Annotated in this window: 22 protein-coding genes and 1 riboswitch; of the genes, 10 read left to right on the top strand and 12 right to left on the bottom strand. The window is 70.6% G+C overall.

Features of this window, described 5'->3' with window-relative positions; all coding sequences use genetic code 11:
- Positions 1-27 precede the first annotated feature (27 nt).
- From ACFUO4_RS19500 to ACFUO4_RS19490, 3 genes are all read right to left on the bottom strand, one after another.
- The gene (locus tag ACFUO4_RS19500) at positions 28-258 is read right to left on the bottom strand and encodes a hypothetical protein (RefSeq protein ID WP_383487856.1); all 231 of its coding nucleotides are present in this window, start codon (positions 256-258) and stop codon (positions 28-30) included.
- Between the two features lie 155 nt (positions 259-413).
- Positions 414-701 (bottom strand): DUF6082 family protein, encoded by a 288-nt coding sequence (locus ACFUO4_RS19495; RefSeq protein ID WP_383486277.1) that lies wholly within the window; start codon positions 699-701, stop codon positions 414-416.
- A 28-nt stretch (positions 702-729) separates the two neighbouring features.
- On the bottom strand, positions 730-1,083 hold the full coding sequence (locus tag ACFUO4_RS19490) for a helix-turn-helix domain-containing protein (protein WP_128112347.1): 354 nt from the start codon (positions 1,081-1,083) through the stop codon (positions 730-732).
- A gap of 179 nt (positions 1,084-1,262) precedes the next feature.
- Between ACFUO4_RS19490 and ACFUO4_RS19485 the strand changes: the two genes are divergently transcribed.
- The 4 genes from ACFUO4_RS19485 (at position 1,263) to ACFUO4_RS19470 (ending at position 4,977) form a co-directional block, all read left to right on the top strand.
- The gene (locus ACFUO4_RS19485) at positions 1,263-2,117 is read left to right on the top strand and encodes an SDR family oxidoreductase (protein WP_383486274.1); all 855 of its coding nucleotides are present in this window, start codon (positions 1,263-1,265) and stop codon (positions 2,115-2,117) included.
- 147 nt (positions 2,118-2,264) lie between these two features.
- Complete coding sequence (gene rarD, locus ACFUO4_RS19480; RefSeq protein WP_383486271.1) at positions 2,265-3,305, top strand: EamA family transporter RarD; 1,041 nt, start codon at positions 2,265-2,267, stop codon at positions 3,303-3,305.
- A 99-nt stretch (positions 3,306-3,404) separates the two neighbouring features.
- The gene (locus tag ACFUO4_RS19475) at positions 3,405-3,884 is read left to right on the top strand and encodes a VOC family protein (protein ID WP_383486268.1); all 480 of its coding nucleotides are present in this window, start codon (positions 3,405-3,407) and stop codon (positions 3,882-3,884) included.
- A gap of 142 nt (positions 3,885-4,026) precedes the next feature.
- Positions 4,027-4,977 (top strand): M28 family metallopeptidase, encoded by a 951-nt coding sequence (locus ACFUO4_RS19470; protein ID WP_383486265.1) that lies wholly within the window; start codon positions 4,027-4,029, stop codon positions 4,975-4,977.
- A gap of 10 nt (positions 4,978-4,987) precedes the next feature.
- Here the strand turns inward: ACFUO4_RS19470 and ACFUO4_RS19465 are convergent, their stop codons facing one another.
- The gene (locus ACFUO4_RS19465) at positions 4,988-6,418 is read right to left on the bottom strand and encodes a tetratricopeptide repeat protein (RefSeq protein WP_383486263.1); all 1,431 of its coding nucleotides are present in this window, start codon (positions 6,416-6,418) and stop codon (positions 4,988-4,990) included.
- 215 nt (positions 6,419-6,633) lie between these two features.
- Here ACFUO4_RS19465 and ACFUO4_RS19460 point away from each other — a divergent pair, with 215 nt between their 5' ends.
- A complete protein-coding gene (locus tag ACFUO4_RS19460) occupies positions 6,634-7,134 on the top strand; it encodes a DUF6668 family protein (RefSeq protein ID WP_383486260.1) in 501 nt (166 codons plus the stop codon).
- An 82-nt stretch (positions 7,135-7,216) separates the two neighbouring features.
- Complete coding sequence (locus ACFUO4_RS19455) at positions 7,217-7,801, top strand: flavodoxin family protein (protein ID WP_079311718.1); 585 nt, start codon at positions 7,217-7,219, stop codon at positions 7,799-7,801.
- A gap of 14 nt (positions 7,802-7,815) precedes the next feature.
- Here ACFUO4_RS19455 and ACFUO4_RS19450 read toward each other — a convergent pair whose 3' ends face one another.
- The 5 genes from ACFUO4_RS19450 to ACFUO4_RS19430 form a co-directional block, all read right to left on the bottom strand.
- The gene (locus ACFUO4_RS19450; RefSeq protein ID WP_383486257.1) at positions 7,816-8,733 is read right to left on the bottom strand and encodes an ABC transporter permease; all 918 of its coding nucleotides are present in this window, start codon (positions 8,731-8,733) and stop codon (positions 7,816-7,818) included.
- The gene (locus ACFUO4_RS19445; RefSeq protein WP_383486254.1) at positions 8,720-9,688 is read right to left on the bottom strand and encodes an ATP-binding cassette domain-containing protein; all 969 of its coding nucleotides are present in this window, start codon (positions 9,686-9,688) and stop codon (positions 8,720-8,722) included. Before ACFUO4_RS19445 ends, ACFUO4_RS19450 begins: the two co-directional genes overlap by 14 nt.
- Positions 9,689-9,727: 39 nt before the next feature.
- Positions 9,728-10,930, bottom strand: coding sequence for a sigma-E factor regulatory protein RseB domain-containing protein (locus ACFUO4_RS19440; protein ID WP_079311720.1), 1,203 nt, complete (start codon positions 10,928-10,930; stop codon positions 9,728-9,730).
- A gap of 265 nt (positions 10,931-11,195) precedes the next feature.
- Complete coding sequence (locus ACFUO4_RS19435; protein WP_383486250.1) at positions 11,196-12,089, bottom strand: CHRD domain-containing protein; 894 nt, start codon at positions 12,087-12,089, stop codon at positions 11,196-11,198.
- Between the two features lie 138 nt (positions 12,090-12,227).
- A complete protein-coding gene (locus ACFUO4_RS19430; RefSeq protein WP_079311721.1) occupies positions 12,228-13,238 on the bottom strand; it encodes a polyprenyl synthetase family protein in 1,011 nt (336 codons plus the stop codon).
- Between the two features lie 207 nt (positions 13,239-13,445).
- Here ACFUO4_RS19430 and ACFUO4_RS19425 point away from each other — a divergent pair, with 207 nt between their 5' ends.
- The 3 genes from ACFUO4_RS19425 (at position 13,446) to ACFUO4_RS19415 (ending at position 17,891) form a co-directional block, all read left to right on the top strand.
- Entirely contained in the window at positions 13,446-14,948 is a 1,503-nt protein-coding gene (locus ACFUO4_RS19425) for a peptide MFS transporter (protein ID WP_383486247.1), read from the top strand.
- Positions 14,949-14,964: 16 nt separating this feature from the next.
- Complete coding sequence (locus tag ACFUO4_RS19420) at positions 14,965-17,037, top strand: CocE/NonD family hydrolase (protein ID WP_383487853.1); 2,073 nt, start codon at positions 14,965-14,967, stop codon at positions 17,035-17,037.
- Between the two features lie 218 nt (positions 17,038-17,255).
- Positions 17,256-17,440, top strand: a riboswitch (cyclic di-AMP (ydaO/yuaA leader).
- A gap of 4 nt (positions 17,441-17,444) precedes the next feature.
- A complete protein-coding gene (locus ACFUO4_RS19415) occupies positions 17,445-17,891 on the top strand; it encodes a transglycosylase SLT domain-containing protein (protein ID WP_383486245.1) in 447 nt (148 codons plus the stop codon).
- A 91-nt stretch (positions 17,892-17,982) separates the two neighbouring features.
- Here the strand turns inward: ACFUO4_RS19415 and ACFUO4_RS19410 are convergent, their stop codons facing one another.
- Complete coding sequence (locus ACFUO4_RS19410; protein WP_079311724.1) at positions 17,983-18,789, bottom strand: HAD family hydrolase; 807 nt, start codon at positions 18,787-18,789, stop codon at positions 17,983-17,985.
- 149 nt (positions 18,790-18,938) lie between these two features.
- On the opposite strand from ACFUO4_RS19410, the gene ACFUO4_RS19405 reads away from it, so the two are divergent.
- Positions 18,939-19,544, top strand: coding sequence for a hypothetical protein (locus ACFUO4_RS19405; RefSeq protein WP_383486241.1), 606 nt, complete (start codon positions 18,939-18,941; stop codon positions 19,542-19,544).
- 14 nt (positions 19,545-19,558) lie between these two features.
- On the opposite strand, the gene ACFUO4_RS19400 is transcribed toward ACFUO4_RS19405, so the two are convergent.
- Both ACFUO4_RS19400 and ACFUO4_RS19395 read right to left on the bottom strand, forming a co-directional pair.
- A complete protein-coding gene (locus tag ACFUO4_RS19400) occupies positions 19,559-20,755 on the bottom strand; it encodes an FAD-dependent oxidoreductase (RefSeq protein WP_383486238.1) in 1,197 nt (398 codons plus the stop codon).
- A 74-nt stretch (positions 20,756-20,829) separates the two neighbouring features.
- Entirely contained in the window at positions 20,830-22,068 is a 1,239-nt protein-coding gene (locus ACFUO4_RS19395) for an ATP-grasp domain-containing protein (RefSeq protein ID WP_383487850.1), read from the bottom strand.
- Between the last annotated feature and the right edge of the window lie 150 nt (positions 22,069-22,218).

Raw genomic sequence — 22,218 nt, 5'->3', positions numbered from 1 at the left:
ATCGCGCGCCCAGGCCCGTCGGCCGGATCAGGCGTCGGGGATGTCCCGCTTGGCCCTGATCAGCGTCTCGCGGGTGATGACGACGATGCGTTCGTAGTCGGCGCGGGCGGCGTCGGAAGGAAGGTGGGGGTCGAGTTCGGCGGTGGCCTCGGTGCCGATGACGGCGAAGTTGCCGTCGGTCAGTTCGAAGACGTCGGGGCAGGTCTCGCCGGTCACGCTGCCTCGCTGGCGGGGGGTCCAGCCCAATCTTCGGGAGATGAGACGGACTTGGGGTTCGTCGAACACCACGGTGGGCTCCTCTGGGGGTGCAATGCACGACTCGGCAGCGACAAGATCGTCACATAGGCGGACCTGACGCTGGTTACTCATAGATGACCCGCCAAACCTCGCTTTAGACCCACTCGTTAGCGTGATCACATCAGCGGCGAACCCACCACCCACCACTCGTCCGGGTCATCCACCCGCTCTTCCAGGAAGGTGTCGACCTCCCGCCCGGCCCTCGCCCCGAACGAGTCCTCGGGCAGCGGGCGGCGGTGCTCGGCGGTCCGTTCCCAGTACTCCGCGAAGGCGCCACCGCGGCACAACACCCGCAGATTGCCGAGGAGTTCGTCCCGGTCGACCGAGCCGATCCGGCAGGAGAGCAGGGTGGCCGCGTACCAGCGGTTCACGAACATGATCTGGCGGCACCGTTCCTCGGACACCCCGGTCAGCGAGCCGCCCGCTCAGAGCTCAGGCACGGGTCTTCGTCTCGTCGTACACCTGCCGCGCCTTCTCCACGTCCCCCATCCGCCGCTCCGTCCACGCCGCCAGCCCCCGCACCTGCTCCGCCGCCTCGCGGCCCAGGTCGGTGAGGGAGTAGTCGACCCTCGGGGGGATCACCGGGTGGGCGTCGCGGTGGATCAGGCCGTCGCGTTCCAGGGTCTGCAGGGTCTGGGTCAGCATCTTCTCGCTGACGCCCCGGCCGTAGCCGCTGACCGCGCGGCGCAGTTCGCTGAAGCGGTACGGGCGGTCCATGAGCTCGATGAGGATCAGGACGCCCCATCGGCTCGTGACGTGTTCCATGACGAGGCGGTACGGGCACATCGCCTCGGCATTCGTCGCCTCGGCACGCGTCACGGCCGTCGCCTCGGTGTTCGTCCTGGTATTTGCCTCTGTAGCACTTACTGCCATGCAAGTACCTTACTTCAAAGTGGGTACTTTCCAGCAGTTAGCGCTTCTCCTACGGTTAGTGCCATCCGCACCCCACAAGGAGAACGCAGATCATGAGCATCGTCGTCACCGGAGCCAACGGCCACCTGGGCCGCCACGTCATCGAGCAGCTGCTGGAGAAGGTGCCGGCCGACCAGGTCACCGCGGTCGTGCGCAGCGCGGAGAAGGGCGCCGACCTCGCCGCGAAGGGTGTGAAGCTCGCCGTCGCCGACTACAACGCCCCGGAGACGTTCGACACCGTCTTCGCCGCCGGCGACAAGGTGCTCCTCATCTCCGGCAGCGAGGTGGGCAACGACCGCCCCGGCCAGCACACGGTCGTGATCAACGCCGCCAAGGCCGCCGACGTCGCCCTGCTCGCCTACACCAGCGCCCCCGGCAGCCTCAGCGCCGCGCTCGCCGACGACCACCGCGCCACCGAGAAGGTGCTCCTCGCCTCCGGCCTGCCCTACGTGCTGCTGCGCAACGGCTGGTACCACGAGAACTACACCGAGAACCTCGGCCCGGTCCTGGAGCACAACGCCGTCGTCGCCGCCGCCGGCGAGGGCCGGGTGTCCTCCGCCGCGCGCGCCGACTACGCCGCCGCCGCGGTCGCCGTCCTCACCGGCGAGGGGCACGAGAACAAGACGTACGAGCTCGGGGGCGACACCGCGTGGAGCTTCGCCGAGTACGCGGCCGAGCTCAGCAAGCAGACCGGCAAGGAGATCGCCTACAACGACGTGCCCGCCGAGGTCCTCGTCGGCATCCTGACCGGTGCCGGGCTGCCCGAGCCGGTCGCCGCGGTCTTCGCCGGTGTGGACGTCTCCATCTCCAAGGGCGAGCTGGTCGTCGACTCCGGTGACCTCTCCCGTCTGGCCGGCCGTCCCACCTCGCCGATCTCCGACGCGATCGCCGCCGCGCTCAAGGGCTGACCCGCCGAAGGGCCCCGCGAACGGCCTCCGAAAAGCCCTCACCCCCGCCTGTCATGACCGTATGGCGATACGGGCATGACAGGCGGGGGTGCTCGGCGTTACCTTCGTGCAGGCGATACAGGCGATTGCGTGCGAGAAGGAGGGCCTGTGACCGGGAAGCCGAGCGGTGAGCGGCGTATAGGACTGCTGAACGGCTTCGCGGCGTACGGGATGTGGGGGCTGTTCCCCCTGTACTTCCCGCTGCTCAAGCCCGCCGGACCGTTCGAGGTGCTGGCCCACCGGATGGTGTGGTCGCTGCTCGTCGTGGTCCTGGCCCTGCTCGTCCTGCGTCGGTGGAGGTGGGCCGGCGAGCTGCTGCGCCAGCCCCGCCGCCTCGCGCTGATCGCGGTCGCCGCGGCCGTCATCGCCGTCAACTGGGGCGTCTACATCTGGGCCGTGAACAACGACCGGGTCGTCGAGGCCTCGCTCGGCTACTTCATCAACCCGCTGGTCACCATCGCGATGGGCGTGCTGCTCCTCAAGGAGCGGCTGCGGCCCGTGCAGTGGGCGGCGGTCGGGGTCGGCGCCGGCGCGGTGGTCGTGCTCACGGTCGGGTACGGGCGGCCGCCGTGGATCTCGCTGATCCTCGCCTTCTCCTTCGCGACGTACGGCCTGGTGAAGAAGAAGGTCAACCTCGGCGGCCTGGAGTCGCTGGCCGCCGAGACCGCGCTGCAGTTCCTGCCCGCGACCGGCTATCTGATCTGGCTGGCCTCGCACGGCGACGCCACCATCCTCACCGAGGGCCCCGGCCACGCCGCGATGCTCGCCGGGACCGGCCTGGTCACCGCGCTCCCCCTCATCTGCTTCGGTGCCGCCGCGATCCGCGTGCCGCTGTCGACGCTGGGGCTGCTCCAGTATCTGGCGCCGGTCTTCCAGTTCCTGCTCGGCGTCCTCTACTTCGGCGAGGCCATGCCGCCCGAGCGCTGGGCAGGCTTCGCGCTGGTCTGGCTGGCGCTGTCGCTGCTGACCTGGGACGCCCTGCGTTCGGCCCGCAGGCTGAGGGCGGAGATCGGCAGGTCCGCCGCCACCCTCGCGACCGGCACCGGCACCGGCGGCGCCGCGCGGACGGCCGGGAGCCTCGCCGCCGCACCCGACCCGGTCGCCGCCAAGCCGTCGGCACCGGTCACCGCCGGCGACGCCACGCCGTAGACGGCGGTCACCGGCGAGATCCCGATCGCCGAGCCGAACTGCGTCGACCGAGGCCCTTTAGGACAGCTCCTGGCCGCGGGCGGCGCTATAAGTGGCCGTATGACATCGACATCGACCACCCCCGCCCCCGCCCCCGTGCACTGGAAGCTCGTGATCGACTGCGCGAACCCGCAGTCCCAGGCCGACTTCTGGGCCGCCGCGCTGCACTACACGATCGAGGACAACGACGCCCTGATCCAACGGCTTCTGGAGCTCGGCGCGCTGCCGCGCGAGGCCACCGTCGAGTTCCACGCCCGGCTCGCCTTCCGTGACCTGGTGGCCGTACGGCATCCCGCGGACCCGTACGACAAGGACAGCGGGACCGGGCTCGGGCGGCGGCTGCTGTTCCAGCGGGTGCCGGAGGAGAAGACCGTGAAGAACCGGCTCCATCTCGACCTCCACCCCGGTGACGGGCTGCGGGAGGCCGAGGTCGGGCGGCTGACCGGGCTCGGCGCGCGCGTGCTGCGGGAGGTGAAGGAGCCCTCCGGGGCATGGGTGGTGATGGCGGACCCGGAGGGGAACGAGTTCTGCGTGCAGTGACCGACCACAGGGACGCAGCCCGGTATACGAACACCCCTGTCCTGATACCGCTCTTGACGGAGAGTCAGCCACAGCTTCACCATCCAGGCACCCCATTCACTGTGGAATCCCTGTGATTCCCACGGAATTCGGAGCCCCCCACATGAAGCTCTCGGTTCCCGGACGCGCCACGGCCACCGCCGTCACCGCGGCCGCGACACTCCTGGTCGGCGGATCCATAGCCGGGGCGGCCCCCGCCCCGCACCCCGCGGTGGCCGCCGCCCCGGACATCCCCGTCGCCAACGTCAAGGCGCACCTCACCCAGCTCCAGTCCATCGCCACCGCCAACGGCGGCAACCGCGCGCACGGCCGCGCCGGCTACAAGGCCTCACTCGACTATGTGAAGGCGAAGCTCGACGCCGCCGGATTCACCACCACGATCCAGCAGTTCACGTCCTCCGGCCGCACCGGCTACAACCTGATCGCGGACTGGCCGGGCGGGAACACCAACCAGGTCGTCATGTCCGGCTCGCACCTCGACAGCGTCACCGCCGGGCCCGGCATCAACGACAACGGCTCCGGCTCGGCGGCCGTCCTGGAGACCGCGCTGGCCGTCTCCCGCGCCAACTACCAGCCCACCAAGCACCTGAGATTCGCCTGGTGGGGCGCGGAGGAGCTGGGGCTGGTCGGCTCCCGCTACTACGTCAACAACCTCTCGTCGACGAACAGAGCGAAGATCAGCGGCTACTTGAACTTCGACATGATCGGCTCCCCCAACCCCGGCTACTTCGTCTACGACGACGACCCCACGATCGAGAAGACGTTCAAGGACTACTTCGCCGGCCTCGGCGTCGCCACGGAGATCGAGACCGAGGGCGACGGCCGCTCCGACCACGCCCCGTTCAAGAACGCCGGGGTGCCGGTCGGCGGGCTGTTCAGCGGCGCCGACTACACCAAGACGGCGGCGCAGGCGGCCAAGTGGGGCGGTACGTCGGGGCAGGCCTTCGACCGCTGCTACCACTCGTCCTGCGACACCACGTCCAACATCAACGACACGGCGCTGGACCGGAACAGCGACGCGATCGCGTACGCGGTGTGGGCGCTGTCCTCGTAGCCCGCCCTGCTCACTGACCGAGCTTGCGGGCGCGGTCGGCGAGGCGGTTCATCCGGGCGTGGGCGGACTCCAGCTGCTCGATGTCCTCGGCCGCCGGACCCTCCTCGCGCGTCAGCTCGGTCCACAGCCCGATCAGGTCCACGCCCATTCGCAGGCCCAGCTCCGGGTCGCGTACGGCACGCCAGGCGGTCGCCGCGCTCTGGACGTTGCCGTACGCGGCCTCCGCGTCCCGGGCCCGGCGGCGGGTCCTCGCCAGGTCGAGGGAGAGTCCGAAGGCACGCACCGGCTCGCCGGCCAAGTAGGCGATGTAGGCCGTGAGTTCGAGCAGCCGCAGCACTTCGGGGTGCTCGGCGCCGAGTGCTGCGGTGGCCTGCGCCACGGTCTGCTCGGACAGCCGCGCGGCCTCCTCCGTGCGGCCCTCCTTGACGGCCTCGTTGATCCGGGTCATCGGCTCGGCGAGGATCGCGGTGCCGCCGCCGTCGTAGGCGGTCGCCGGATCGTCCCCGAGGACCGCCTCGGCCACGGCGTCGAAGCCGCGCGGAGGGGTGGGCTTGGGGTCGGGGTCGTCGAGACGGGCGGACGCGCCGAGGTCGAGGAGGGGCTTCGGCGCGGCGGACGCGGAAGGTGCGAAAGGCGCTGAGGACGCGGAAGGCGCTGAGGACGCGGAAGGTGCGGAGGACGCGGAGGACGGCTGGGGTTCGGCGTCCGCCGGGGATACGCCAGTCCGCGGCGCGTCCATCACCGGCGGGGGGCCGAACTGTCCCGTCGGGGGCGCGACCATGCCGGGCGCCGCGTTCTCCACCCACTCGGGTACGGCCCGCAGCCGGAACGTCGGCGCGGCGTCGCGGGGCGCGTGCCCCTCACCCTCCGCCTCGCCGTCCGCCTCGCCGTCCGTCGCGGCCTCCTCCGGGAGGGATCGCAGCAGGAAGGTCGGCGGCTCGGAGGGGGCGCGCAGGAGGTGGGTGGGCTTGTCGCGCTGGGGCCGGTCATCGGCCACGGGCGTGTGCGGCTGGGGCCGGCCGTCGGTCATGGGCACGGGCGCGGGTGGTGCGACCGGTGTCACGGGCGCCACGGGTGCCGTGGGCACCGGAGCCGGCTCTTCCTGCCCCGCCGCGGTCGGCCACGCCGTCTGTCCCACCCCGGTCGGCGGAGCCGTGGGCCGCGGCTCCGCCGTGAACTGGCTGGAACCGTCCCGCTCGATCCGCAGGGCGACGACATAGCCGATGCGCTCGTCGCGGACCGTCGCGTGGACGGGATGACCGGTGGCGAGGGCGATACGGTGCAGGTGGTTCAGGACGGTCTGCTGGATCTCCTCCCCCGCGACCGCTCCGACCGGCACCCCGCCGACCGTGGCACCGCCGGGTCCGACGAGCACGTCGAGCGGCGCCGCCGCGAGCACGGCACTCTGCTGTTCCCGCTTCTCGCGGCCAAGTCGCGACATCGTTCCCTCACTCGGTGCGTCGGGGAGTGGGCGGACGGCGTGTTCGCGTTCCATGGTGCTCCCTCCGGCCGTCGGCCATCCGCTCCCCGGCGTCAAGAGCCGGTCGTACACGTACTGTTGAGTAGTCTCTCCGCTCGCTCCCGGTACTCACGTCACCGTGGCGTCACAGACTCGTCCCAGGCGGGCCGGGAGAGTCCTCTGGAAGGAGACCGTACGTGCAGCAGGGACCGGAGATCTGGATCCGCGGGCCGGTGGCCGTACCGCAGGACCCACCGCCGGAGCCCTCCCCTGCCCCCACGGCACGGCGTTTCTCCTGGGTCGGCACCCACGGCGGGGCCGGCACCTCCACTCTCTCATTCGTCTACGGCGGCCACGACTGCGGCCGCGACTGGCCCGGCCCCGCCGATCCCCGGTCGGTGCTGCTGGTGGCCCGCACCCATGCGGCGGGGCTGGCCGCCGTGCTGGGTGCCCTGGAGGTCTTCCGGCGCGGCGCGGCTCCGCAGGGGCTCGACCTCGACGCGGTGGTGCTGGTCGCGGACGCCCCGGGCCGGCTTCCGAAAGCGCTCGCCCAGCATGTGAAGGTCATCGAGTCGGTGATCGACGTGTACCGGGTGCCGTGGGTCCCGGCCTGGCGGCTCGGCGACCTGTCCGGGCATCCGCCGCGCGAGACGGCGTCGTTGGCCAGGCTGACGGGCGCGGGTGCGCGGGTGCGCTGAAAACCCCCTTGGACAATTGCTTGCGCGTGCATATGATGCAGGTGCAGGTAATCGTCGTACGCCACTACCGCCTGGAGTCCTCATGACCCGCAGCTTCCTGTTCCTCCTGGCCAGCAGCCGCAGCGACGGCAACACCGAGCTGCTGGCCCGGCGGGCCGCCGAGCAGCTGCCCGCGGACGTCGAGCAGCGCTGGATCGACCTCGCGCGGCATCCGCTGCCCGACTTCGAGGATCTGCGGCACGACAGCGACCATGTACGCCCGACGGACGGAAACACGGGGCTGCTCTTCGACGCCACGATCGCCGCGACGGACATCGTGATCGCGTCGCCCCTGTACTGGTACTCGCTCTCCGGCCAGGCCAAGCGCTACCTCGACTACTGGTCGGGCTGGCTGCGCACTCCCGGCATCGACTTCAAGGCGACGATGGCGGGCCGCACCCTGTGGGGCGTCACCGCCCTCGCCCACGAGGAGTTCGAGGTCGCCGACCCGCTGGTCGGCACCCTCAACAACTCGGCGGCGTACATGCGGATGCGGTTCGGCGGAGTACTGCTCGGCAACGGCAGCAAGCCGGGTGACGTGCTGCGGGACACGGAGGCGCTGGCGCGCGCGAAGACGTTCTTCGCGCAGGAGGCACCGCTCGCGCGCTTCCCGTACGAGACCCACTAGGGGCCCGTAGGGGCTCAGGCCGTGATGTCCTTCGTCGTGAACCTCGCCCACGCCGCCGAGCCGAACACCGCCGCGTACAGGGCCTGGAGGCCGAGGTTCTTCTGGAGGTCGTCCCAGTAGACGGGCTCGCGCATGAGGTCGGCGAAGGACAGCCAGTAGTGCGAGAAGAAGTACGGCTGGAGCGCGTGCAGTTGGGGGATCTGGTCGAGGATCTGGACCGTGATGAGCAGGCCCACGGTCGTCGCCATCGCCGCGATGCCGCTGCCGGTGAGCGTCGAGACGAACAGGCCGAGGGCCGCCACGCCGGTCAGTGACGCGGCGACGACCAGGGCGATGAGGAGGGCCCGGCCCAGCCCTTCGGCGAAGGTGATCCGCGTACCGGAGATGGTCGTCAGATCGCCCAGCGGGAAGAGGAGGGCGCCCACCGCCAGTGCCGAGATCGCCACGACCAGGGTGGCGACCACGCAGAACGTCATCACCGTCGCGTACTTGGTGAGCAGCAGGCGGGTGCGGCCCGCCGGGGCGACGAGCAGATAGCGCAGGGTGCCGGCGTTGGCCTCGCCGGCGATCGCGTCGCCCGCGATCACGCCGATGGCCATGGGGAGGAAGAAGGGGAGGGTCGCCGCCAACGCCGTGAAGACCAGGAAGAGGCCGTTGTTGGTGACCTGGGAGATGAAGGCGGGGCCTTCTCCGCCGCGGCCCTGTCCCACGCCGCCGCCGTCGCTGGTCTCGATCTTGATGGCGATGCCCACGAGGATGGGGACGGCGGCGAGGACGGTGAGCAGGGCGAGGGTGCGCCAGCGGCGGAAGGTGGTCAGTAGTTCGTTGGCGAAGAGGGTGCCTCGTAGGGTTGTTCGGCGACTGACGGTGCGTTGGGGCTGGTCGCGCAGTTCCCCGCGCCCCTTGAGGTCCGTCATGTCAACCTGCGACATCGAAGCCCTCCCCCGTCAGGGCCACGAAGGCCTCTTCCAGGGAGGCTCGTTCGACTGCGAAGCCTCGTACCCGAACTCCCGCCTCCACCAACGCGGCACTGACGTCCGCCAGTTCGCCCTCCGGCGGGTCTGCCGTCACCCGGTCCTCCGCCACCACGACGTCACTGACCCCCTGTTCCTTCAGGACCCTCGCCGCCTCCCCCGTGTCCGGTGTCGTCACCACCAGGCGGCTCTTGGCCGCCAGGTCCGTCACCGGGCCCTGGGTGATCAGGCGGCCCTGGGCCATCACCGCCGCGTGGGTGCAGACCTGCTCGATCTCGTCGAGGAGGTGGGAGGAGAGGAAGACCGTGGTGCCGTCGGAGGCCAACTCGCGGACCAGGGAGCGGATCTCGCGCATGCCCTGGGGGTCGAGGCCGTTGGTGGGCTCGTCCAGGACCAGGAGTCTGCGGGGCTGGAGGAGGGCTGACGCCAGGCCCAGGCGCTGTTTCATGCCCAGCGAGTACGCCTTCGCCTTCTTGCCGGCCGCCGCCGACAGGCCCACCCGGTCCAGGGCCGTGGCGACGCGGGCGCGCCGGGTGCGGGGGTCGGCGGTCGGGTCGGCGGCGTCGTAGCGGATCAGGTTGTCGCGGCCGGAGAGGAAGCCGTAGAGGGCCGGGCCCTCGATCAACGCGCCCACGTGCGGAAGTACGGCGCGGGTGGCGCGCGGCATGGGGCGGCCCAGGACGCGGGCCGTGCCCGAGGTGGGCTCGATCAGGCCCATCAGCATGCGGATGGTCGTCGTCTTGCCGGAGCCGTTGGGGCCGAGGAAGCCGAAGACGCTGCCCGCCGGGACGGTCAGGTCGAGACCGTCGACGGCGAGCTGCCCGCCGCGGTAGCGCTTGGTGAGCGCGCGGGTGTGGATGACGCTGTCACCCGCGCCCTCGGGATGCGGCTCCGTGGCGGGCGGTTGGTCCATCGGCTCCCTCTCTTCGTCCCCGGGCGGTGCGTACGGTGGCTACTGCGCCGCGTCCGCCGCCTTCACCAGCGCGTCCTTGGTCACGGCACCGACGTAGACCTTGCCGTCGTCCGTGATCAGGGCGTTGATCAGCCGCGTCTTGAAGACGGTGCCCTCGCCGAACTTGCCGCTCGCCTTGTCGCCGAGCGAGTCGAGGAAGCCGCCGAAGTCGCCGCCGACCTCGGAGCCGGACGGGATGCCCTGGCCGCCGGTGTCGAAGGTGGCGATGGAGTCCCAGCCGTCCCCGATGACGTTCAGCCCGTCGAGGCCGCCGAGACCGCCGAGCCCCTCCGGTCCGCGCTTGTCCCGCGGGGCGGCGGTGCCGTCGCTGTCCTCCTCCGTGACCTTCGCGCCCTTCGGCGGGGTGAAGTCGAAGGTGGAAGCGGCCGGCTTGGCGAAGCTGACCTGGGTGAAGCCGGCGTCGACGACGGCCGCGCCGCCGCTCGACGGGGTCAGCGTGAACTTCAGCGGCAGCCCGGTCCCGGCGTCCACGGCGACGGTGATCTGGCCGATCGTGGACCCGTCGTCCTTGGGCTTGATGACGAGCCGGTAGGCGTCCCGGCCGGCCACCTGCGCGGTGCCCTCGACCGTCACGGACGTGGTGTCGTCGACCGCCTTGAGGGCGTCGTCGGCGAAGTCCTTGGGCGTGGCCGGTGCTTCCTCGTCGTGCTTCGCGCTCTCGTCGGCGGTGCCGTGGAAGACCTCGTTGGACTTGCTGTCGTAGCCCCAGACGTCCTTGCCGTTGTGGATGAGGCTGTACTCGGCCGCGTCCTCCAGGATCGAGACCTTCTGCTTGTCGGGGCCGTCGGAGGCGACGCGCAGGGTGTGGGTGCCGGTGGCGAGTTCGGTCAGCTTGGTGGACGGGTCCGCGGACGACCCGTCGCCGCCGGAGCGCGCCCCGCCGCCGGTGAAGGCGTCGCCCAGGCCGCCGAAGTCGGGCAGCCCCAGATCCGTGGTGATCTTCACGGTGCCGGACAGCTGCTGTACGTCCGACGCGGCGATCTTCTCGACGAGTTCCTGTGCGCTGATCTTCGGCAGGTCGGGGTCGCCGGAGTCGGCGAGTGCCGGGACGAGCCCGATGGTCGCCGCGGCCACCCCCACGACCGCGACCGGGACGACGTACCGCGCGGCCTTGCGGCGCCCGGCGCGCAGGTCGTCGGCCTCCTCCGCGAGCGTGCTGTCGTCGGATTCGTACGGTGCCATGTGTGCCTTACCTCCGTCGTCGGCGGCGGCGTCCTCTGAGGCTCCCCCTGTTGGGAGGTGCTCACTCGTCCATCCCGTAGCCGCCATTCTCACCCGAATCGGTGAGGATTGGTGTTTTCCCGTGGTTCCCATCTGACCAAATCGGCGGGGTCCGGGCGTCAGCCCGCGGGCTCAACTCCGCGTACACCTGGGGTATGACACACGGAGGCGGCGCCTCCCCCGACCCGTAGGGGTCGTACGGAGGACGCCGCTCCGGTCGGACGCGTCAGTCGCGCAGGAACACGTAGTCCGCGTGGTACGGCACCCCGACGATCTCCCCCGGTGTGCAGGAGCCGGCCGGGGCGACACCGCCGACGGTGTTGAGGCGCAGGATCTCGGTCGTACGGGCCAGCAGGCCGTGGTGCCTGCCGGACTGAGTGGCCTTCAGGTCCAGCTCGGCGATGTTGCCGTCGCCGTTCGGGGTCCGGGACAGGACGGCACCGGTGACCGCGCTGCGGTCGGGCGCGACCCACTGCGGCGTGCCGGAGTTGGGGGCCACGAACGAGTGCGCGATACGGCCGCCGAGCACGGCGCTGACGTCCCGTTGGGCGAACGCCCAGCCGCCGCCCGTGGCCGCCTTGCACTCGTAGATCTGCTCGCCCTTCACCACGGACGCCTGGAAGTTCTTCAGCGCGCCGCGGAAGTCGAACCCGGCGACGGTGACCTTGTGGAGCTGGCCGCGGACGGCACCGGCGGGGAACTGCTTGGTGTGCAGGTTGGCGTAGAACGACCCCGGGTCGGACTTCAGCGCGTCGAGCAGCGCCGCGTCCTTCACCGTCACCGTGCCGGTGACGCTGTGCCGCTTGGCCTTGCCGAGCACCTTCGTGAAGTCGACCTTGACGCCACCGTTGGTCCCCTTGGCGCCCTGGTGGATGTGCAGGGCGGTGGGCCGGTCGAGCCCCCGCCACTTCACGGCGACGGAGACCTGGTCGCCTTGCACCTTGACGAACTCGAGCGCGGCCCCGTCCGCGTCCCCGGCGGGCACCTCGTTGGCACCGCGCAGGCTGGTGGCGAGGACGGTGGCGGTTTCGGTGGTGCCGCCCCCGCCGGTGGCGAGGGCCGAGCCGGGAACAGCGGCAACGGCCAGGGCAACGGCACTGACGATCAGCGTCTTGCGCATGAACTTGTCTCCCCGTTTCGAAGAGCCGGCACCCCCTGCGCCGGCTTCCATGGAGACATACGGAACGGATCTCAGCTTGGACTCAGTCCAGCTATGTGAGTGGCGTCACACCCGCCAACGAACACCAAGCGGCAGAACCTACCCCGCCCGATGCACCACGGCGTCACAAAGCTCCGTCAGCGCAGCCTTCGCATCACACTCCGGCAACGGAGCAAGCGCAGCCCGCGCCTCCTCCGCGAAGCGGACCGTGTCCCGCCGCGCCTGCTCCAACGCGGGATGCGCCCGCAACGCGGCCAACGCCTCCGCGAGCCGCTCGTCGTCCGCGAGGTCGGAGTCCAGCAGCTCGCACAGCGCCGCGTCCTCGGCCAGCCCCAGCCGCGCGGCGCGCTCCCGCAGGCGCAGCACCGGCATCGTGGGGATGCCCTCACGCAGGTCCGTGCCGGGCGTCTTGCCCGACTCGTGGCCCTCGGAGGCGATGTCGAGGACGTCGTCCGCGAGCTGGAAGGCGACGCCCAGCCGCTCCCCGTACTGGGTGAGCACGTCCACCACCGACTCGTCGGCGCCCGCCATCATCGAGCCGAACCGGCAGGAGACGGCGATCAGCGAGCCGGTCTTGCCGGCGAGGACGTCGAGGTAGTGCTCGACGGGGTCGCGGCCGTCCACCGGCCCGGCGGTCTCCAGGATCTGCCCGGTCACCAACCGCTCGAACGCCTCGGCCTGGATACGGACCGCCTCGGGCCCGAGGTCGGCGAGGATCTGCGAGGCGCGGGCGAAGAGGAAGTCTCCGGTGAGGACGGCGACGGAGTTGCCCCAGCGGGTGTTCGCGCTGTCCACGCCCCGCCGGACGGCCGCCTCGTCCATGACGTCGTCGTGGTAGAGCGTCGCCAGATGGGTCAGCTCGACGACCACCGCCGAGGGCACCACTCCGGGGGCGTAGGGGTCACCGAACTGGGCAGTGAGCATCACGAGAAGCGGCCGGAAGCGCTTGCCGCCCGCGCGGACCAGATGCTGTGCGGCCTCCGTGATGAAGGGGACCTCGCTCTTGGTGGCTTCGAGCAAACCCTCCTCGACAGCAGCCAATCCGGCCTGGACATCGGCTTCGAGAGCCTGGTCCCGCACGCTCAGCCCGAACGGCCCGACGACGGTCACGAGGGGTCTCCTGTCTGCTGGTGTCTTCTGGCGATTACGCGGTATGTCGATAGGTCGCTGCCTTCACTCAAGTCAGCGTATCCGGTCACCTTTCGATCACCGTCGCCCCCCACCAGTACAGCGGGGGCGGTATCGGATCACGGCCGGTATGTTTCTGATCACCTGAAAAGTACGGATATCCATCGACTTACCCGGAAGCGGTGGAGCGTGTCGCGAACCACTGTCGATGTCGACCCAGGAAACCAGCCGCCCGCCGAGGACGACACCGCCTTCTTCGGCCAGCCGAAGGGTCTGCTCACCCTCTCCGGCCTGGAGGTCTGGGAGCGGTTCTCGTTCCTGGGCATGCAGGCCATCCTCGTCCTGTACTTCGCCGACTCGGTGGCGCACGGGGGCATGGGCATGGCGGCCGGAACCGCCGCCTCCGTCTCCGCGGCCTACGGCACCCTCGTCTACCTGGTCTCCGTCGCCGGCGGCTGGCTCGCCGACCGCATGCTCGGCTCGTACCGCGCGGTGCTGTGGGGCGGGATCCTGATCGCCTGCGGGCACTACTCCATGGCGGTGCCGACCGCGACCATGACCTGGGTGGGACTGGGCCTCATCAGTGCGGGAACAGGCCTGCTCAAGCCCAATGTGGCCACCATGGTCGGCAAGCTCTACCGGACCGACGACGAGCGGCGCGACGCCGGGTTCGCGCTCTACTACATGGCGATCAACATCGGCGCCTTCGCGGGCCCGCTGATCACCGGCTGGCTCGGCGACCACAAGGGCTGGCACTGGGGTTTCTCGGCCGCCGCGATCGGCATGACCTTCGGCCTGGTCCAGTACGTCGCCGGGCGCCGTCACCTGGCCGGGCGCAGGCACGCCGCGGAGTTCGCGCTCGCGCCGGAGACGATGCGGCGCGCGGTGCGGCTGATCGTCGTAGGCGTCGTCGTGGGGGGTGTGCTCGCCACCGCGCTCGCCCTCGCGGGCTGGCTCACCATGGACCGGTTCGTCGACCTGCTCACGCTGATCTCGGTGATCGCGCCGGTCGTCTACTTCGCGGTGATGTTCCGCAGCCCCCGGGTCACCGCAGAGGAACGCGGCCGGCTGAAGCCGTACATCGTCCTCTTCCTGGCCTCGACCGTCTTCAACTTCATCCTCTTCCAGGCCTACAGCACGATGATGCTGCTGGCCTCCACGAACGCCGAGACCACGATCCTCGGCTTCGACTTCCCGGCCAGCTGGTACGCCTCCGCGCTCGGTGCCTTCGAGGTCGGGCTCGCGCCCTTCGTGGCCGCCCTGTGGGTGCGGATGGGACGCAGTCAGCCGCACGCCTCCAACAAGATCGCCATCGGGGTGGTGCTGGGCGGTCTGTCGTTCCTGCTGATGGTCCTGCCGACCGCCGGGCACTCCTCCGACGACTACCTCATGTCCGCCTGGTGGATCGTCGGGTCGTACCTGCTCCTGGGGCTCGGAGACGTGCTCCTGGAGACCTCGGGCATGTCGGCCACCACCAAGCTCGCCCCGGCCGCCTTCTCCAGCCAGACCATGTCCCTCTGGTTCCTCTCCCTCGCCCTCGCCAACGGCATCCAGGCGCAGACGGTGAAGCTCTACGACGACGTCTCCCACCCGGCCTACTTCGGCGTCAACGGCGCGATCGCGGTGGCCGCGGGCCTCGCGGTGATGGCCGCGGCGCCCTGGCTGCGCCGCACCATGCACCCCGTCCACTGAGGTCACAGCGATGAGCCTGCACATCCGTACGTCCTTCCCCTACGAGACGGCCCACGAGGACCTGCGTATCCCGCTTGCGGACGGAACGCAGTTGTACGCGCGCGTGTGGCGACCGCTCACCCAGGAACCGGTACCCGCTCTGCTCGAATACCTGCCCTACCGTCTGACCGACTGGACCGCGCCCCGCGACTTCCAGCGCCATCCCTGGTACGCGGGCCACGGCTACGCCTCCGTGCGCGTCGACGTCCGCGGGCACGGCAACAGCGGCGGTCTGCCGACGGACGAGTACTCGGCGACGGAGCTGGCCGACGGGGTCGAGGTGGTCAACTGGCTGGCTGCGCAGCCCTGGTGCGACGGCAAGATCGGCATGTTCGGGATCTCCTGGGGCGGCTTCAACTCCCTCCAGATCGCGGCCCTCGCACCCGAGCCGCTCAAGGCGGTCGTCACGGTCTGCTCCACGGACGACCGCTATGACAACGACGTGCACTACATGGGAGGTTCCGTCCTCGCCGTCGACATGCACGCCTGGGCGGCCACCATGCTGGCCTTCGTCTCCCGACCGCCGGACCCGCAGTACGCCGGCCTGGCCTGGCGGGACATGTGGCTCAAGCGCCTGGAGCACGTCGACCCGTTCATCCACACATGGCTGGACCACCAGACCAGGGACGCCTACTGGCGGCACGGCAGCGTCTGCGAGGACTACGGCGCGATCGACGCGGCGGTCCTGGCGGTGGGCGGCTGGCACGACCCGTACCGCGACACGGTGCTCAGGCTGGTCGAGCACCTGCCGCCGGACCGGGTCCGCGGGCTGATCGGCCCCTGGTCCCACCAGTACCCCGACCGCGGGCTGCCGCCGGGCCCGGCGATCGGCTTCCTCCAGGAGACCCTGCGCTGGTGGGACCAGCACCTCAAGGCCGTCGACACCGGCGTCATGCGGGAACCGCTGCTGCGGTCCTGGGTCAGCGACTCCCACCGCCCCGCCACGGTCTACGACACGCTCCCGGGCCGCTGGGTCGGCGAGCCGGCCTGGCCCTCCCCCCACGTCACCACCATCTCGTACGGTCTCCAGGGCGCCCCCGTCCTCGTCCGCTCCCCGCAGCACACGGGTGTGGACGCCGGGCGGTTCTTCCCGTTCGGGAACGACGCCGATCTGCCGCCGGACCAGCGGGAGGAGGACGCCCGGTCGGCCTGCTTCGAGTTCGCGGTGGGTGAGGAGACGTGGGTGCTGGGGCGGCCCCGGGTGCGGTTGCGGGTGACCTGCGAGGTGCCGCGCGGACAGGTGATCGCACGGCTCTGCGATGTGGCGCCGGACGGGGCGTCGACGCTGGTCACCCGGGGCGTGCTGAACCTGTCGGCACGGCACGGGCGGGACCGGGCGGTGCCGTGGGAGCCGGGGGCGACCGGGGAGGTCGCCTTCGAGCTGAACGGCATCGGGCACGCCTTCCCGCCCGGGCACCGTATCCGGCTCGCGGTCTCCTCCGCGTACTGGCCGTGGATCTGGCCGCAGCCCGAGTCCGAGGCCGGCTTCACGCTGGACCCGGCGGGCAGCTTCCTCGAACTGCCGGTCAGGGCACGTGACGTGGACCCGGACACCGATACCGGCACTGGCACTGGCACTGGCACGGGCATCGGCACGGACACCGGCATCGGCACGGGCACGGACACCGGCATCGGCTTCGCCGAGCCCGAGCAGGCCGAGCCGCTGGGCGTGAACGTCCCGGCCACCCTCGACGAGCCCCGCCCCGAGCGGCTGGTCGTGCGGGACGTCGCCAAGGGCGAGTGGCGGCTGGAGGTCGACCCGCGCTACGGCGGCACCCGCTTCTACCCCGACGGCCTGGAGTTCACCGAGGACGCGCTGGAGACGTACACGATCCAGGAGGCGGACCCGCTGTCGGCCCGCGCCCGCTCGGACTGGTCGATCCGGCTGCACCGGCCGGAGCTGGGCTGGGACACCACCGTCCGCACCCGCTCGGAGATCACCTGTGAGGCGGCCGAGTTCCTCACCTCCAACGAGGTGATCTGCACCGAGGGCGGCGAGGTGGTCTTCCACCGGACCTGGGAGAAGCGGATTCCACGGACCGCCGGTTAACTGCCAGTTGAGGGTTGATTGCCCGATTTGCCACTCTCGTTCCCGACGGTGAGTTGGCTCACTTCACCCTGTCCTCACCTTGCCCGAAAACCCCGGAATTCCGGGGCACACAAGCCGGACACCAAGGTCAACAGGTGCGATCTGTGAATCCGGTACTTGTTTCGGACATGTGCAGTCGCATACGTTCCGGGCCCGGGTGGACGCCGAATCCTGCCGCCACCCGTAGACCGCTCACCTCACTCAGAGAACTTCACGGCAGGAGCGGGGGACCCAGGTAAGTCGCCGGGCCGGACGTCTTCGGACATACCGGTACGGCTCGGGGTGAAGTCATGCCTTCTTCGGCATGGCCGGGCAGCTCCCGCCCGAACCCGACAGCTCACCTCGCAGGCGCCGGAGAGGAATTCGTCATGCGCCTGTCCCGCAAGCTCGCCGTCACCGGTGCCGCCGTCGCCGCACTCGCCTTCCCCGTCGTCGGCGCGACCACCGCGTCCGCGGCCACCACGACCACGGTCACCGCCACCTCGCTCGGCTACTCCAACACCCTCGACGGCTGGATCCGCGCCTCGCTCCAGGTCATGGCGCAGAACGGCATTCCCGGCACGTACGACGGCATCTACCGCAACGTCATCCGCGAGTCCTCGGGCAACCCGTACGCCATCAACAACTGGGACTCCAACGCCGCCGCCGGCACGCCCTCCAAGGGCCTGCTCCAGGTGATCGACCCGACGTTCAACGCGTACCACGTGGCCGGCACGTCGTGGGACTCCTACGACCCGGTCGCGAACATCACCGCGGCCTGCAACTACGCGGCCGCGGTGTACGGCTCGATCGACAACGTGTACGGCGCCTACTGAGGTCTGCCGAGGGCTGGTTGCACGGTCCCCCGCCGACGGCTGCTTGAAAAGCCTTTCACGGAGGTCTGGTTGAACAGCCTTTCGCCGGGGGCTAGTTGAAAAGTCTTTCGAGGACGACGGCGATGCCGTCGTCCTCGTTCGACAAGGTCACCTCGTCGGCCACGGCCTTGAGTTCGGGGTGGGCGTTGGCCATCGCGACGCCGTGGGCCGCCCAGTCGAACATCGGGATGTCGTTGGGCATGTCGCCGAAGGCGAGGGTGTCCCGCGGGCCCAGCCCGAGGTGATCGGCGGCCAGTGCGAGGCCTGTCGCCTTGGTGATGCCGCATGGCTGGAGTTCGACCGTGCCGGGGCCCGACATCGTCACCGTCGCGAGGGAACCGACGACTCCGCGCGCGGTCGCCGCCAACTCGTCGTCGGACAGGGCCGGGTGGCGCAGCAGCACCTTGCTGATCGGCTCGCACCACAGGTCGTCGCGGCGGCCCACCCGCACGGCGGGCAGGGTCGGGTGCGGCATCAGATACCCCGGCTCGATGAGCGTGAGCCCGTCGACCCCGTCCTGGTCCACGGCCGCGTACACCTGCCCCACCTCGGCCTCGATCTTGCCGAGCGCGGTCTCGGCCAACTCCCGGTCCAGGGTGACCGACCACAGCAGACGGTCCGCGCCGGCGTCGTAGACCTGCGCGCCCTGACCGCACACCGCGAGTCCGGTGCTGCCCAGGTCGTCGAGGAGCGGCCGCACTCTCGGGGCCGGTCGGCCGGTCACCACCAGATGCCGGGCCCCGGCCGACGTCACCCGCGCGAGTGCGGCGAGCGACCGGTCGGAGAGTGTGTCGTCGCCCCGGAGGAGGGTCCCGTCCAGGTCGGTGGCGACGAGTGAATATGCGGTGGGTGCGGCCATGATCAGAGAATACGGATGGAATCCCCCACCGACTCGACGCGAACCGGACGGCCGCACCTTTCACATCCGTTGACATCGGCTCCGGTTGGGAGTTGAAGGGGAACCGGCTGCCGCCGGTTCCGTCGGCCCGTGGGTGAGATGCTCGCGGGGTGACCGATCATCCGGAGACCTTCCTGAACCATCTGCGGACCGCCGCGGTCGGCATCCTCGAACGCTTCCCCGAAGAGCTCAAGCCGGAGATCTACGCCCTGTCCTTCCGTATCTGGCGCATCGACGGCGACGACCGCCACCCGTACGTGGCCATCGGCTACAACACCGAGAGCCAGTACGAGCGGGAGAAGTACCCGGGTGACGAGGGCGAGGTCCGCTGGAACTACGCCTACTGGCTCCTCGACGGCTTCGAGATGCTCGGCAACATCCCCGAGGACCCGGTCGGCAGCCGGGTGTACGTGGAGGAGGTCAAGCGTCTCGGCGCCTGGTACGAGGGCGAGTTCGACCTCGACCGGGTTCTGGACGACGACGACCTCCGCGCCCGCGCCGACCTCCTCCGCCGGCACTTCTACGACGCCGCCATCGACCTCGCCCGCCACCTCCACGCCGACGCACTGATCGAGAAAACGCTCGGCCGCCCGCTCCCGGTCGTCGTCTTCGACATGGAGTGCCCCGGCTGGGAGGCGCACGCGACGGAGTACGCCAACCCGCCCGAGCTGATCGAGGAGTTCATGGCGTGGCTGCGGGAGTCCGGGGAGATCTGATCCGCCGCCCGGCCCTATCCGTGGGCCGCCACCAGATGCCGCGCCAGCCTCGGTGAGGCGAACTCCGTGCCGCACACGAAGCGCATCACCGGTCCGTACGACGACGCCGACGGCAGGCCCGTGAAGTACAGGCCCGGCACCGAGGAGACGTATCCGGCGCCGAGCTTGGGGGCGCCGCGGCTCACCGCGAGCCGGGTGCGCAGTTCGGGGCCGAGGAAGTCCATCGCGGCGAGGTCGACGCGGTAGCCGGTCGCGGCTATGACGTGGTCCGCGGCCAGACGTTCGGTGTGGCCGGTGTGGGTGAGGACGGACAGGGACGGGTGGCCGTCCGCGGTGTCGGCCTTGAGGACCCGGCGGACCTCGCTGACCTGGACCTTGTCCTCGAAGCGGTCGCGCAGCCACCAGGCGCCGAGTGGCCCGAGGACGCGGCGGACCAGGTAGTGGCGGGCCTGGGCCGGGAGGCGGCGGTAGGGATGGGGGTAGTAGCTGAGCGCCCACAGGGACCAGGCGCGGCCGAACGGGGACTCCGGGCGCAGCCGGGGCTGCTTCCAGGGCGGGGCGCCGAAGGCCACGCTGTCCCGGCCGCGCGCCACGACCCTGACCTGGGCGCCGGCCTCGGCGGCGAGGGCCGCCGTCTCCAGCGCGGACTGACCGGCCCCGACGACGATGAGCTCGCGGCCGGAGAAGCGGCTGAGGTCGTGGTGCTGGGAACTGTGGGAGACGGGGCCGGTCGGGCTGGGCCCGTCGGGCACGGTCAGCTCCGGGGGCAGATGCGCGAGGCCCGAGAGCCCGGTGGCGACGACGACCGCGCGGGCCCCGAACGACTCGCCCGAGTCCAGCTTCAGTTCGAAGCCCTGGCTCTTGTCGCGGTCCACGGACACGACCCGCACCCGCTCCAGCTCGGGCACCAGCTTCTGTTGGAACCACTCGCCGTAGGCGATGAAGGTCTCCACGGGGATGATGTCCTCGTCCGTCACCAGCCGCGGTATGCCCGCCGCGTCGCAGTAGTCGACCAGGCCGTGGCCCGGCTGCGGGGCGTCGAGGCTGGAGGCCACCGGGGTGGACTTGAGGAGCATGCCGGCGGGCATGTGGTCGCGCCAGCTCACCATGGGTTCGCCGAAGACGCGGACCGGGATGCCGCGGGCCCTGAGATGTGCGGCGGTCGACAGCCCGAAGGGCCCGGCGCCGATGACTGCGACTGGTCGGATCACGAAGTCCCTCCCCAGGACATCACTTCGTCACTTCGTGGTGGTGCGTGTGCTGTTGTCGGGCTCGGCTCGGCAGGTCAACGGGTGGCTGCGCCGCGGTGGTTGGTCCGCCACAGCTGATACAGGTGCTTCGCGCCCGGTCGTACGAAGCGCGCGAGCATCGTGAGGAACGGCAGCGGGTCGTCACCCGCGAACCAGGCCAGCTCGGTCCCGCTCGCCCGCCCCGGCGCGTGCGGCGTCGTATAGCCGCTGCGGCGGTAGGCGAGGAGGGCGGGCAGGTCGATGTTCTCCACGATGTACCGGTGCCCGGCCCGCTGTTCCCCCTCCGGAACGGAGCGGCCGGTCAGATCCAGGTGCATGGCGCGGACGACGTCCACCCCCGACTCGTTCTCGAAGAGGCGGAACTGGGCGCCCATGCGGGGGTTGAAGTCGAGGAGCTTGTACAGTCCGTCGCGCCGGTCGAAGCGCAGGTCCAGGTCGATGATTCCGGTGAAGCCGATCTGTTTGATGAAACGGGCGGCGAGGTCCGCGAGTTCCGGATTGTCGACGACGTACGCGTTCGCCGTCATTCCGGCGTGCGGCGGCCAGGAGCGGACCTTCACGCCGGTGAACATCGCGAGCGGGGTGGAGTCCGCGTCGAAGTAGGCGTGCACGATCCAGTCCTCGGCGTCCTCCCGGGGCAGGTACTCCTGGAGGATCACGGCGGGCTGCTCGCCCCAGTCACGGGCGAGGGCGAGCAGCCCCTCCCGGGTGCCGATCCGGGTCGTGCCGTTCACGGCCGGCCGGGTGCGCCGTACGAACGCCTCACGGTTCTTGGCCACCACCGGGAAGCGGGCCTTGTCGGCGAACGCGACGACGTCGTCGTAGGACTGCGGGAAGGCGGCCGTCGGGCTGGGTATGCCGTGTTCCACGCAGAGTTCGTGCAGCCCCTGCTTGCTGGCCAGCCGGCGGGGCAGGCCGCGCTCGACGGGCGGCACGAGGAAGCGGGCGCCGAGTTCGACGCGGTGCTCGGCGATCAGCACTGCGGCCTCCTCGTCGGTCGGCACCAGGACGGCGGGCCGTCCGATCCTGCGGCCGATCCTGAGCAGGCCCGCGACGAGCCGCTCCGGCTCCTCCGTCCCCGTCGTCGGCCAGACGAACGCCCGCTCGAGGTAACGGGATGTCGCGGCGGGCGTGTAACGGTCCTCCGTGATCGCATACATCGGGACGCCGAGACGGCCCAGGCTGCGGATCGCGCCGACCCCGCCGTGGTGCAGCGGATAGTCGCCGAACTTCACGATCAAGCCCGGTACCTCTCTGTCGGGCTCGAACGGCACACGCACGTCTGCACTCCTGGCCACGGGTCCCCCCACGTGTCCCGTCCACGGAACGGCCCCACCCCGCCCGTTGTCCCCAAAGGAAGCTAAGCCGGAATTGCCGCCTCCGACCGATGCTTATCAGGACATTGCTAACTCTTTAGGCACTGC

Source organism: Streptomyces sp. NPDC057280, assembly GCF_042668605.1.
Lineage (GTDB): Bacteria > Actinomycetota > Actinomycetes > Streptomycetales > Streptomycetaceae > Streptomyces.
Note: the sequence above shows the minus strand (reverse complement) of the source record. Positions and strands in the feature narration are given on the sequence as shown.